This is a genomic window from Fusibacter sp. (assembly GCF_057447755.1).
In genome coordinates, this window is record NZ_JBVBZF010000087.1 from 1 (window position 1) to 12,689 (window position 12,689).

A 12,689-nucleotide genomic window follows, 5' to 3' on the forward strand; every position below is an offset into this window, starting at 1 on the left:
AATTTTTTAGCAATCATTGTCCTGTTCATTTTATATTTATTCACATGACAGATATACGTTTTGCGTCCCGCACCTATTGGATATACTAATAGTTAAACCCTTTTCAATCAGTATATCCAATTCATTTTAAAAAAACTATACTTATATTTTAAAAAATGCAGTAAAATATCTTAGAATCCCTAAAATGTCGTTAATAAAATATCATTCAACAATCCTTTACCATATTTTTCTTCAAACGAAACAACAACCCACGCGTCGACTCCGATGTCTCAAAGCAATTCTGTTGAGATTGAACATTTCTCATAACAGCTTTCGACACAAATTTTCTTTTATATAAGCATTTAAGGTCAAAACCTTGTATTGAATTTTACGTTAACGTTCCCATCTAACCGCTTTTCGCAAGTTGAACACTCTGATCAAATCTATAGATAGACAATAAAAAAGGTCAATCAAACCCTAGACGAGGTTCAATTGACCGTATAATCATAAAATTTTATTGATGTTAAAATTTGACTAACCAATTAACTTCTGAACTTCAGCAATAACTTTTTCAGCAACAAAAGGTTTTACGATGAAACCCTTAGCGCCTGCTTTAACAGAATCAATAACCATACCTTCCTGTCCCATGGCACTGCACATCAATACTTTTGCATCAGGAAAAGCTGATGTGATCATCCTAACCCCATCTATACCATTGACGTCTGGCATGGTGATATCCATTGTCACCAAATCAGGTTTGAATTCTTTGTATTTATCAAAAGCCTCTTCACCATTTCCCGCTTCTGCAACGACTTCATAACCTGCCTTCTGAAGAATATCACTCATCAATTTTCTCATAAACATTGCATCGTCCACTATCAGAATTCTTTTGCCCATAGTTTATCCCCTCTCTATATACACTAGAAGTCTTAGTTTAAAGGTCTAGTTTCAAATACCTGTATTGTTAAAACAAATTTATTATACCCATTATAACTAATAAATACAACACAATTTGCTTAAATTTGCCTTCATCAATTTTATTCCCAATTTTCACGCCAATAAACGTTCCAGCGAATAAAAAAGGCACAATGGGCAGATAAGAGGTCATTATAGAAACCGATAGCAAGCCCTTATTTAAATACATTAAAACCGTAAAAAGATTAAAAAGTATAAACAAGGACGTTAAACTAATCCTAAAATCATCTCTATTCTTCTGATCATTTGAAAGCAGTATGACGATCGGTGGTCCACTTAGTGACACGGAACCATTAAGCACACCGCTTAATGTCCCAGTAATTATTAAAGCGAGATTTTTATTTTTAATCTCGATTTTATAGCCCCTTGCCATCATAATGGCTACAACAATCAAAAATATGCTGACCGCTTTCTTTAATATAAATTCATCCACAATTAAGAGCAACTTTACACCAAAGGGAATTGCAATAATGCCAAATATAAATAGTAAGAAGATTTCCTTGATATTGGGTTTCATTTTTAATTGTAGCGCAATTAAAATATTCAGGACTAAACTTAAAATAACAAGTAGGGGGACAATCTCTTTTAAATTAAGAATGAAGCCCATTAAAGGCAAAGCTACTAGTGAGAAGCCAAAGCTCGTAGCCCCTTGAATTAATGAAGCCAAAAATACAATTAACGCTAATATCAAAATATCCATTACTCACCTCAATATATTTATTAAAGCCATCTCTCTTGACTTCGCATGCGTTTATTATTGTATCAAGATTTTCATCCTTTTAAAAGTCAAACCTTCCTTAAAAAGATTATTCGAAAAAACTTTGCCCTAAGAAAACAAACCTTTATTGGTGGTCACAAAAAGTTGTTATATTCAGATAATTTCTACAGCCATTGAAACCATTGACTTCTAATATTCCAGTTCTCTCAACCTTTGAAAATGCATACTTTTTTTCAAATAAGCCCTTGACTTTTATAGCTAATGTCACTATAATAAAAAAGCAACGTGCGGATGTGGTGGAACGGCAGACACGCTATCTTGAGGGGGTAGTGAGCAACGCTCGTGCGGGTTCAAATCCCGCCATCCGCACCATTTATAAAAAGCAATCAACTGATTACAGTTGGTTGTTTTTTTTATGTCAAAACAACGCCAATAATTGCCCCTCTGCTTAAGCCTAATATGGCTCTAAAATATTTTCTTGGCACATTACCTGTTAAAGTCTAGGATTCATAATAGCTTATGGGCAGTCATCTCTCAACATCTCTAAAGCGCTTTACTACCCCTGGTTGATGCTGAACATTTCTTATAAGTGCTTATTATAGCCCCTATAACAACATTTGAGTCACTTTCGATGTCTCAAACCAATTTTCGCTGACGGTGTTTGAGATTGAACATTTCTCATCACAGCTTTCGGCTCAAATTTTGTTGTATTTAGTAAGAAAGCCCCTGCATCACTAAATGCAGAGGCTTTTAATCAATTGATTGGTTGCTATTTGAAGTCACGTATTCTCTTAAGTTTCGGGTTCTCAACCATGCCTGGAATTCTACCTCTTTTAGCAACAGCCTTGCCATTGACCATTTTGATATCCATGGTCATGTCAATTGGCGATGCCGCAGAAATGTAACTACCTACACCAAATGAGTCGGCACCCGCTTCACTGAGAAGTCTAATTTTCTCAGGATAAAGGCCACCTGAAACAAAGATCTTAACATTGGAAAACCCTTCTAGGTCTAGCTTAGCGCGCATCTCTTTTACCAAACCAGCGGTTACACCACCTCTTTCACTTGGTGTATCCAGTCTAATGCCATAAAGCTTTCCATTGAGTTCTTTGGCAATTCGTATTGCTTCCTCAACTTCGTCCTTAAAGGTATCGATTAAAACTATACGATTGTGGTCTGGTGCCGCAATCTCATCATATTTTTTAGCAATTTTAAGGGTGTCACCTGCGATCAACATAGCGCTATGTGGTACAGTGCCAGAAGGCTTTATGTTACTGAGTAAGGCTGCCAAGATACAGCTTGCGCCACCTGCGCCACCGATAACAGCTGCTCTTTCCATTACTGGTGCTACGGCAGGATGTACATGTCTTGCGCCAAAACACAAAAAGAATTTCTCGCCACAAGCTTCCTTTACTTCTTTTGCTGCCGTCGCCCATCCAGAGCTGCTTGCAAGCATGCCTAAAATTGTCGTTTCAAATATTGCAAAATCACTATACTTGCCTTTTATTCTAATAACAGTGTCTTTCTCAACGAAAGATTCACCTTCAGAAATAGCATCAATTTGAAGGTTTTTATCCTTTAATAAATAGAGTACTTCCTCTAAACCAACAAAGATTCCCGGTTTTCTAGGAAATATTTCTGCTACAACCTCTGCATCAGCGAGTTCAAGCTCATTTAGAATATCCAAAGTTCTCAAAAAATAAACATCTGTTGTTAAACCATTAACGATTTCATCATGTGATGCTGAAAATAATTTCCGATCATCTGCGATTTGGATACTATCTATATCAGCTAAACTTTTCATCTCTTTCATTTCTATATTACCTTCCTAAAAATTAGTCATTTACATTATAAACAATTTAAACATTTAAGGCAACGTTCGTTATTTTATTATCGAATTCACCAGATGAGCAACTCTATTTTCAAGGTCTTCTAAAGTGTCTTCATTCATAATTACTCTAGTCGCAAGCTCTACTTTTTTAGCCAGTGGCATTTGAGCATTGATTTTAACTTTCGCATAGGCTTCATCTACATGATCCCTTTCACATATGCGTTTAACTCTAATCTCATCACTTGCATATACGACCCACACTTCATCATAATCACTCATCCTAGCATTTTCTATAAGTAGTGGTACATCCACAAATACGAGCTTGTAAAGCCCAATATACGCCTCCACCTGTCTATTGATTTCCTTATATACCGCTGGATGAACAATACCATTGAGTTTTACACGCTCAACCTCGTGATTAAAAATAATTTCGCCTAGCTTTTTTCGATCAATCTCACCTGTTTCCTGTAAAATCACATGTCCAAACTCTGCGATAACTTCAAAGTAAGCATCACTACCCTTTTCCAAGATATGTCTCGAAATAACATCAGCATCCACCACAGGATAACCAATCTTCAATAGAATTTTAGAAACAGCACTCTTGCCACTCCCGATTCCTCCTGTGATGCCAATAATTTTACTTTTATTTCGCATCGTACCAGCTCTCTCCTGTGTTCATGTCAACTTTTAAAGGCACCAGTAAATCATATGCAGATTCCATACTCTCTTTAAGTAGGACCTTAACCTGTTCTAGCTCATCAAGTGGAACATTAAGGATGAGTTCATCGTGTACCTGTAAAATCAATTTTGATCTAAGTTTTTCTGCTGCTAGGCGTTCAAAGACTTTAATCATCGCAATTTTTATAATATCAGCAGCTGACCCTTGAATAGGAGTGTTTCTTGCGATTCTCTCCGCTGCAGATCTCAACATGAAATTACTGTTAGAAATGTCGGCAATATCACGTCGTCGACCTAAAACAGTTTCCACATAACCATCCTCTTTACACTTTTCGATGACGCTGTCCATAAAGCCTTGTACATTTGGATAGCTTCTAAAGTAATTTTCAATATAGGTTTTAGCTTCTTTTCGCGTTATGCCCAGACTTTCTCCAAGACCAAAATCACCCATGCCATATACAATACCAAAATTGACTTCTTTGGCATGACTTCTTTGTAGAGATGTCACTTCACTTTCCTCTATGCCAAAAACCTGTGAAGCTGTCTTAGTATGAATGTCGAGATTTTGTGTAAAGGCTTCCAGAAGTGTTGGATCCTTTGATAAATGGGCCAATACCCTTAGTTCAATTTGAGAGTAGTCCGCGTCTAGCAAAATGCAACCTTCATCTGGTATGAAGAATTTTCTAATCTTTCTACCTATTGGCAGTCTAATCGGTATATTCTGAAGGTTTGGTTCTGTTGAACTAAGACGACCAGTAACAGCTATTGTTTGGTTTAAAGAAGTATGAACTCTACCCGTCAATGGATTTAAAGCTGCCCTTAACCCATCAATGTAAGTCGATTTCAGTTTTGTATACGTACGATATTCTATTACTTCAGAAACAATCGGATGCTTTGAAGCCAGCTTTTCTAGTATATCATGTGAAGTTGAATATCCTGTTTTTGTTTTCTTTTGAGGTGGCAAACCCAATTTTTCAAACAATATGACACCCAGTTGTTTTGGTGAATTGATGTTGAAGGCTTCTCCAGAAAGATTGTAGATTTCTGCTTCTATTTCAGCAATCTGCTTGGTAAGCAGTTCATCAATAATATCAATTTCCTTTACATCAATATTGAAGCCCGTATATTCAATATCCGAAAGAATTTTAACCAAGGGAACTTCAACCTCTTCAAAGAGTTTGATAAAGTGCCCTTCTTCCAGTTTAGCGCCAAGTGCCTTAACCAAAACGTCAATTCCGATAACCAACCCCTGTGCGTACTGATGAAGCTTTTCTTTTTCCACTTTTTCTGGTGTCAACTTCTTAGCACCTTTTCCGAGGAGCTCTTCCTCAGACAAAATTTTCATGGAACTGTGCTCAAATACGAGTTCACTTAAATCATAGCCTCTTCGACTCGGATCAACCAAATAAGCGGCGATATAGCCATCGAACTTGGCCCCCTTTAGGTCTATGCCCTTTTGCATTAAATACAAATACTCATTCTTCAAATCATATCCAAATTTATGGATGGCATCATCTTCAAAGATAGGTTTAAGGCTTAAAAATTCAGTTTCATCGTCTAAAATACAAATCTGATCCTCAACCTTAAAGGCAGCACATATAAAGGGATCTTCTCTAAGAGTGACCTTGTTATAAAGAATTTTAAAAGAAAATGCTTTTTCTTTTTCTATTAGCTTAGTCAACTGCTCAATATTAATGGTTTCAACATCCGTCTTCTGTTCAATGACCTCTGTTTTAACCTTTAATTTATTGAGCAGGCTGTTCATTTCATATTCTCTAAAAAGATTAATAGAGGTCTCCATGTCAGGTTCTTGTAACCTAAACATTTCCGTACTGAGTTCTACGGGAACATTTACCATAATTGTGGCAAGGCGCTTGCTGAGCATGGCTTGATCTCCAAAATTAATCACGAGCTCCTTCCACCTTTTATTAGTGACTTGTTCAACATTCATAATTAAGTTTTCAACTGTTCCAAACTCCGCAAGAAGCTTGGCAGCAGTTTTAGGCCCAACACTTGGTATCCCTGGAATATTATCTGAGGTGTCCCCGCTTAGGCCCTTGTAATCAATCACGTGATATGCATCCACACCTAGTTCTTCAATTATATCTTCATTTTTATATTCCTTGAGCTGTGTAATGCCCTTCTTTGTGATATGAACATGAATATTTTCTCGAACAAGCTGAAGTGCATCCTTATCTCCTGTGATCACATGAGCTTCAATGCCCTGGTCTGAGAAATAATGTGCGATTGTTCCTATGAGGTCATCTGCCTCATAGCCAGAAAGTTCAACTCTTGGAATTTTTAATGCGTCTAAAATTTCCTTAACAATTGGCATTTGCATTGCCAGTTCATTTGGCATCCCCTTTCGAGTCCCCTTATATTGGTCATAAACATGGTGCCTAAACGTCGGTCCCTTCATATCAAAAGCGACACAAAAATAATCTGGATTAAATTCATCCATCAATCCAAATATCATGGTGGTCAACCCCAGTGCACCGCCTGTGTATATGCCTTTACTGGTCCTTAACTCTGACATTGCAAAAAAAGCTCTATTGATTAAGCTATTCCCATCTACAATTACAATCCGGTTCATAGTCTTCTCCTTGATTTTAGTCATATAAAATATTATAACATGTTTGTTTATTAAAAGGTGGGGTCTTGATGATGAAAAAAAAAGAGTTTTCATCATTGAGAGACTTATCTCAATTCTGAAAACCCTTATATACAATGGTATCAAATCTTTTATATAAATTACAGTGATTTGTCAATATGAATCAAGATGTTTGAAAGCGAGTTGACATAGCTCCCAAACTCGTTGTCATACCAACCGAAAATTTTAGCATGTGTTACAGGAATATTGAGCTCACCCTGTGCGCCAATATTATGAATTAACTGGCTTGGCAAAGGTAAAAAGCCTGTTTTTGTAGCTGTTTCCACCCCTTCAATAACTGCAGAAGCTTTAAAGCCTCTAAGATCTGAAGAAACGTTTTGCTTGTCTGAATAAACCAGATATCCCTTTTGACCATTTTGAGATGCTAACTTATAAATCTCGTTGATATACTCATCGTTGATCACGGGTTCACCAGAATCTTCAAGTTTGGTTCTAAATGTAAGGTTCAACGCCACTAAAGAGACTGTACTTGTTGGAATTCTTACAGAATCTGCCATGAAACCGATCTTCTTTATCTCAGGCAAAATAAACTCAAGTGCTTTTGCAGCACCAGTTGACGTTAAGATTATATTGTTTAGTGCGGACCTGTTTTTTCTCAAGTCTTTATCACCATTTCCAGGCATTGCATCCAAAAGATTTTGATTATTGGTAGAAGCATGAATGGTTGACATAGAAGCCGTTAATATTCTCGAAATACCAATTTTATCGATTAGTGGCTTCATCATATGAGAAAGTGCAGTTGTTGTACAACTTGCTGCTGATATTACATGATGTTTTTCTGGATCAAACTTGTCGTGATTGATGCCATACACGAGCATGGTTGCATCTTCTGGCATTTCAAGTTCTTGGCCCTTCATTTTAAAAGGTGCACTCACGATGACTTTCTTAGCACCAGCCTCCAAATGGCCTCTTACACTGCCCTTAGGAGCATCTGCATCAAGGGCTGGATCTAGGAATACCCCCGTACAATCCACAACGATTTCAACATTGTGCTTTCCCCATTCAATGTCCTTTGGATTTCTATTTTTAGTTAAGAATTTTATATCAAATTGATTAATTCTAATTTCATAATTTTCTTCATCTACAATTTCTATATCAAGCGTTTTTCCAGAGTATCCAAACATAAATCTTTCAAGAGCACCATAAGTGGAGTCGTTAACGATAAAGTCAATAATATCATGGATTGAATTACCAGCTTTTCTACCGATACTTATTACAAATCCGTCAAAATGATTTTCAATCATTTGATGCCAAAGTACTAATTTTCCTATTCTGCCTAACCCGTTGATGCCTAAATACCTTCTTTTCATACTTCCTCCTAAATCGTGGGTAAAATTATATCCCGTTGCTAGCACAATATCTATTGTACCATTAACCGGGATATTATCAAGCCCACAATTCATTAATTTTTAGAAATTATTTTAACGATCATTACAAACAGGATTTAAGCCATCTTACCAACCCTAAGATTAGTCCTTATGGAAGCTGCTGAAGTTTAAAATTTCATAGTTCTGTACTGGTATGTTTTTGCCATAAAAAAAGCCAGAGGTTTTAGCCTCTAGCCTTTAAAATCAAATACCTTATTAATAGTCATAACCTACATTTACAGTTGCTGTGATTGTGATTTCTCCTGACTCAATCGGCGTTGCCGCACCTTCCATCATTGCTTTAGCTGGTGCATAATCATAATAAACGCCACCACCATAGCTAACTTCAGACACACTTAATGGTAGACCAGGTTTTTTATTAAATGTGCTCATAATTGCACTTGCTTTTGTGTTTGCATTTGCCATAGCAAGTTTAAGCGCTTCACTATAATATTTAGAGTCATCAGAAACTGTAAAACGAATGCTGTTTACGTTATTAGCTCCTGCAGCAGTTGCAACATCTATAATTTTCCCAACAGCATTAATGTCTTTAATCTTAATGTTCACAATATTATTAACTTGGTAGTACTCATTTCTAACTTCACTATTTGGTGTGTAATCATAAGTTTGATAAATATTATAGCCCGTTGTTTTAATATCTTCTGCTTTAATACCCGCTTTTTTAACCGCATCAATTACGGCAGTCATTTGTGTTGCGTTTTCCTGTTGAGCCTTTTGAGCATCCTTATTTTTAGTTTGAACACCAAGGTCAATGTATGCTAAATCAGGTGCTACAACAATTTTACCTTCACCTGTTACATTAACAACTCTCTGTTCAGCATCTACAGCAACGTCTGCCGTTGAAATTGGCATTGCATTTACTGCACCTACTACTAAAAAAGCAACCATCAATAAAGCTACAATTGGCATTAATTTAAATTTCATAAAAATTCTCCTTTCATTTTAAACCTTCAAAAGGTTTATTCAATACTAGATTAAACACTCTTTTTCTTCGTTTTACGCCACCATACGATCACACCAAATCCTAAAATAATGAGGATTGGTGAATTTGCAACGATCCATATAAAGACATTTTCAAGCAATAACCTCAAACCATTAATGGTCTGAATAAACTCAGCCTTTGCTTTACCAAATAAGGAATCATCAATCGGTTCAATGACGGGTTTTAAACTTTTAACTTCTCTAATATCAACACTGATGCTCGATAAATCAACAAGAACTTCCCAATCCTTTAACTGACGTTCATATTGATTAATCTGACTCCTAATACGTGTCAACTCATTTTCAATGGCGAGGACATCTTTCATATCACTTGCTGTTTTTAACAATTCTCTAAAGCGTTCTTCTGTTAATTTGAAGTTTTCAACCTCTTGAGCCGTGTCTCTGTATTCCTTAGTCACATCTTGAGCATATACATTGTCATAAATCACATTACCATAGCCTTTAAGCAGTGCCATCATTTCTTCAAACTTTTCATTAGGAATTCTGATGATTAATGAGCCATTCTTAAGATCATTCTCTAAATTATAACCTTGTTTTGAAGTGCTTTCATTTTCAATATAGCCACCCCATTCTATTGCCTTTTGTTTGAGGTCTGACACGACTTCATCATAATTAACAATCTCTATGTTAATATTTCCAGATTTAATAATCATTCGGTCTTTTCGATATCCTGGTGCGTTATCAACTTTTGAAGTTGTTATTGTAGTGGCCTGAACTGCAAAACCTGCATTTTCCATTTCATTTGTATCTGCACCCCTTGTACCTGCGGCACCGAACTTTGCCATGTCAGGTGCTGGTGCTTCTGCTGGATAAGCCATCGCACTATCTTCAGTCGCCATCTCAGTGGTGACATACATCGGTGAGCTTTCCGATTTAGCATTGAAGGTCTGATAACCTGCAATCTTTAAGGGATTATTACTCAACAGGACAATCAAAGCGACTGCAGCTGCTGCAACCACATAATTTCCATGACCTTTAAACATATTGATCACTTTCCCCATCGGAGAAGTTTTTTTAACTTTTTCCTTGTTGTTTTGGATTAGGCGTCGTTCTTCTATTAATTTTAAGTGCAATTCACTTTCAAATTCTTTTGGAAGTTCCTTCATCTCTATTTCACCCATTAACTCTTTTAGATATTTAAGCTCTTCATACTCTACAGTACATTGCTCACAGTGATCTAAATGGTCATTGAGTTTTGATAGATTATCTTGACTAATTTCGCCGTCAATAGCGGAATTCATCTGTAGACGTGCATCATCACATTTCATTTATCTCACTCCTTTCTAGCTTTCTGCAAGTTGTATCTGAAGTATTTTTTTTAGTGCCAAACGACTTCGGTTTAACCTCGATCTAACTGTGCCAATTGGTATTTGTAAAATTTCACCTATTTCATCATAGGAGTAGCCAAGGATGTCTTTTAAAACAACAACTGACTTACCATCATCAGAAAGTTGATTTAAAGCACTCTCAATATTTGCCTTTAACTCAACCTTTTCATATACAAGAATCGGATCACTTTCCTGATCACTTATCTCATATTTCAAATTGTCGTTTCCATCATAGGTTTCATCCAATGAGTAAGTTGCCTCTTTACGCTTTCTGAGTTCATCCTTACAGGCGTTAATTACAATTCGATATAACCATGTGGAAAAACTAGATTCCATTTTAAAATTTCCAATATTACGATATGCCTTTATTAAAGCTTCTTGAGACATGTCCTTTGCATCTTCTTCATTCCCCATCATGCGATATGCGATGTTATAAACATATCGATTATAAGTCTTGATCAATTTCTCAAAGCTGTCTACATCTCCTTGAATCGCGTTTTCAAGTAGCTTTGCTTCCATGGTCTCACTCCCTTCTTAAGAGGTTATGTTATTAAGACGTCAGTCTTTTTCAAAAAGTTCCATCCTAAATCATTTTTTTGCTTCAATATAGAAGTACCCAATTTACGGATATGTAAAAGGACCAAGTTCACTTGATCCTTTTATATTTCTATAGCTGAAAAGAAAAATCATAGTATTGTTGAATATTTCTTTTGCATTTTGCCCTAGTCATTTTCACTTCAGGTATTTAGCCTTTAAATTGTAAGCAGGGCTTTGGGATATTGGTTTAAAACCTCACAACCATCCTCTGTCACAAGCACTAGATCTTCAATGCGCACACCAAATTTTTCTCTCAAATATATTCCGGGCTCAATTGAAAAAATCATGCCGGCTTCACAAATCATATCATTAACTGAGGATACATCCGGAAACTCGTGGACATTAATGCCAATACCATGGCCGGTTCTATGCGTAAAGGCCTCGCCATAGCCAGCAGCTGCAATTACCTGTCGCGCTGCATTATCAATATCCTTGAATGTCACGCCAGGTTTAACCGCTTTTATGGCTGCTAAGTTTGCGTCTTTTACCAAATTATAGACTGTCATGTAGGCCTCATCGGGGGTGCCATAAAAAAAGCTTCTAGTCATGTCAGAACAATAGCCATCTTTTCTGCCACCTATATCCACAATAATCGCCTGATTTTCTTCAAGTATTGTTTCATCACTATCATGATGTGGTTCTGCACCATTTTCTCCAAAGCAGATGAGCGGTGTAAAAGAGAGTTCGAAGACTTCTAATTCAGCATTAAACTGCTTGACCTTATCCTGGATTTCACTTTCCGTAATCATTTTGTTTCCTGCGTTTGCTTGTAAGTATTCATAAACGCGTCTCATGACTTCATCGTTTATTTTAGAAGCCTTTCGCATAAGTTCAATTTCAGAATTCGTCTTAATAAGTCTTGCTTCATCAACTGTATACGAACCATTTACAAACTTACAAGTAGGTTTTTCTGCCATAAGCTCAAGTAAAAATCGACTCGGCCATTCCTTGTCAATTCCGATAAGGGCATGATTATTTATTTCAGCTGCAATCATCTCAACTGGACGATCAGTATCCTTGTAATAGCGCACCACAACAGGTAAGGTTTCTTTCAATGGAAACAGGGCATTGATGAAAAGTACCGCATGATGTTCTTCTATCAATAAGGCCAGCAATCTCTCTCCAGGATGAATCTCAACACCTAAAAGATAATAAATTGAGTCTGTTGCTGTAACAAGCATAGAATCCATTTGATTCACTTTCATTTTAGCTCTTACTTTCTTCAATCTTTCACTATACATAAACCCTCCTGAAATTGATTAAAATGGCTTGTCGCCTTGTGTTCGTCATTAATTTTAGTTTAACATATTTTCATAAATCTAATACCCAATATTTACAACAAAAATGAAATATATTATTTTTAAATACCTACTTGCAACAAGACTAAAGTTATGTTAATATATAGTAGTTCCGCGCCGAAGTGGTGGAATTGGCAGACGCGCCGGACTCAAAATCCGGAGAGGTAACACTCGTGCGGGTTCGACCCCCGCCTTCGGCACCAAAATTAAAACCCTCACGAGAA

General features: G+C 36.6%; 10 protein-coding genes and 2 tRNA genes. 2 read left to right on the forward strand and 10 right to left on the reverse strand.

What is annotated here, in order from left to right:
- Positions 1 to 513: 513 nt before the first annotated feature.
- Positions 514 to 876 (reverse strand): response regulator, encoded by a 363-nt coding sequence (locus AC220I_RS11385; RefSeq protein WP_486723956.1) that lies wholly within the window; start codon positions 874 to 876, stop codon positions 514 to 516.
- Positions 877 to 943: 67 nt separating this feature from the next.
- The gene (locus AC220I_RS11390; RefSeq protein ID WP_486723957.1) at positions 944 to 1,654 is read right to left on the reverse strand and encodes a sulfite exporter TauE/SafE family protein; all 711 of its coding nucleotides are present in this window, start codon (positions 1,652 to 1,654) and stop codon (positions 944 to 946) included.
- Positions 1,655 to 1,959: 305 nt separating this feature from the next.
- Here AC220I_RS11390 and AC220I_RS11395 point away from each other — a divergent pair.
- Positions 1,960 to 2,044, forward strand: a tRNA-Leu gene (locus AC220I_RS11395).
- A 397-nt stretch (positions 2,045 to 2,441) separates the two neighbouring features.
- On the opposite strand, the gene AC220I_RS11400 is transcribed toward AC220I_RS11395, so the two are convergent.
- From AC220I_RS11400 to AC220I_RS11435, 8 genes are all read right to left on the reverse strand, one after another.
- Positions 2,442 to 3,485, reverse strand: coding sequence for a nicotinate phosphoribosyltransferase (locus tag AC220I_RS11400; RefSeq protein ID WP_486723958.1), 1,044 nt, complete (start codon positions 3,483 to 3,485; stop codon positions 2,442 to 2,444).
- Positions 3,486 to 3,554: 69 nt separating this feature from the next.
- Positions 3,555 to 4,157, reverse strand: a complete 603-nt coding sequence (gene coaE, locus AC220I_RS11405) for a dephospho-CoA kinase (RefSeq protein WP_486723959.1) — start codon at positions 4,155 to 4,157, stop codon at positions 3,555 to 3,557.
- On the reverse strand, positions 4,147 to 6,774 hold the full coding sequence (gene polA / locus AC220I_RS11410) for a DNA polymerase I (protein ID WP_486723960.1): 2,628 nt from the start codon (positions 6,772 to 6,774) through the stop codon (positions 4,147 to 4,149). Before polA ends, coaE begins: the two co-directional genes overlap by 11 nt.
- A gap of 158 nt (positions 6,775 to 6,932) precedes the next feature.
- Complete coding sequence (locus AC220I_RS11415) at positions 6,933 to 8,162, reverse strand: type I glyceraldehyde-3-phosphate dehydrogenase (RefSeq protein ID WP_486723961.1); 1,230 nt, start codon at positions 8,160 to 8,162, stop codon at positions 6,933 to 6,935.
- A gap of 273 nt (positions 8,163 to 8,435) precedes the next feature.
- The gene (locus AC220I_RS11420; RefSeq protein WP_486723962.1) at positions 8,436 to 9,164 is read right to left on the reverse strand and encodes an SIMPL domain-containing protein; all 729 of its coding nucleotides are present in this window, start codon (positions 9,162 to 9,164) and stop codon (positions 8,436 to 8,438) included.
- A gap of 50 nt (positions 9,165 to 9,214) precedes the next feature.
- Positions 9,215 to 10,510 carry a DUF4349 domain-containing protein gene (locus AC220I_RS11425; RefSeq protein WP_486723963.1) on the reverse strand — a complete coding sequence of 432 codons (1,296 nt, stop codon included), beginning with the start codon at positions 10,508 to 10,510 and terminating at the stop codon, positions 9,215 to 9,217.
- Positions 10,511 to 10,525: 15 nt separating this feature from the next.
- A complete protein-coding gene (locus AC220I_RS11430) occupies positions 10,526 to 11,089 on the reverse strand; it encodes an RNA polymerase sigma factor (protein ID WP_486723964.1) in 564 nt (187 codons plus the stop codon).
- A 233-nt stretch (positions 11,090 to 11,322) separates the two neighbouring features.
- On the reverse strand, positions 11,323 to 12,408 hold the full coding sequence (locus AC220I_RS11435) for a M24 family metallopeptidase (RefSeq protein WP_486723965.1): 1,086 nt from the start codon (positions 12,406 to 12,408) through the stop codon (positions 11,323 to 11,325).
- 173 nt (positions 12,409 to 12,581) lie between these two features.
- Here AC220I_RS11435 and AC220I_RS11440 point away from each other — a divergent pair.
- Positions 12,582 to 12,668, forward strand: a tRNA-Leu gene (locus AC220I_RS11440).
- Positions 12,669 to 12,689: the final 21 nt, after the last annotated feature.

Coding starts and splice junctions, on each gene's coding strand:
- AC220I_RS11435 (WP_486723965.1), bottom strand. CDS start 12,408: ATGTATAGTGAAAGATTGAAGAAAGTAAGAGCTAAAATGAAAGTGAAT.
- AC220I_RS11430 (WP_486723964.1), bottom strand. CDS start 11,089: ATGGAAGCAAAGCTACTTGAAAACGCGATTCAAGGAGATGTAGACAGC.
- AC220I_RS11420 (WP_486723962.1), bottom strand. CDS start 9,164: ATGAAATTTAAATTAATGCCAATTGTAGCTTTATTGATGGTTGCTTTT.
- AC220I_RS11415 (WP_486723961.1), bottom strand. CDS start 8,162: ATGAAAAGAAGGTATTTAGGCATCAACGGGTTAGGCAGAATAGGAAAA.
- AC220I_RS11425 (WP_486723963.1), bottom strand. CDS start 10,510: ATGAAATGTGATGATGCACGTCTACAGATGAATTCCGCTATTGACGGC.
- AC220I_RS11385 (WP_486723956.1), bottom strand. CDS start 876: ATGGGCAAAAGAATTCTGATAGTGGACGATGCAATGTTTATGAGAAAA.
- AC220I_RS11390 (WP_486723957.1), bottom strand. CDS start 1,654: ATGGATATTTTGATATTAGCGTTAATTGTATTTTTGGCTTCATTAATT.
- polA (WP_486723960.1), bottom strand. CDS start 6,774: ATGAACCGGATTGTAATTGTAGATGGGAATAGCTTAATCAATAGAGCT.
- AC220I_RS11400 (WP_486723958.1), bottom strand. CDS start 3,485: ATGAAAGAGATGAAAAGTTTAGCTGATATAGATAGTATCCAAATCGCA.
- coaE (WP_486723959.1), bottom strand. CDS start 4,157: ATGCGAAATAAAAGTAAAATTATTGGCATCACAGGAGGAATCGGGAGT.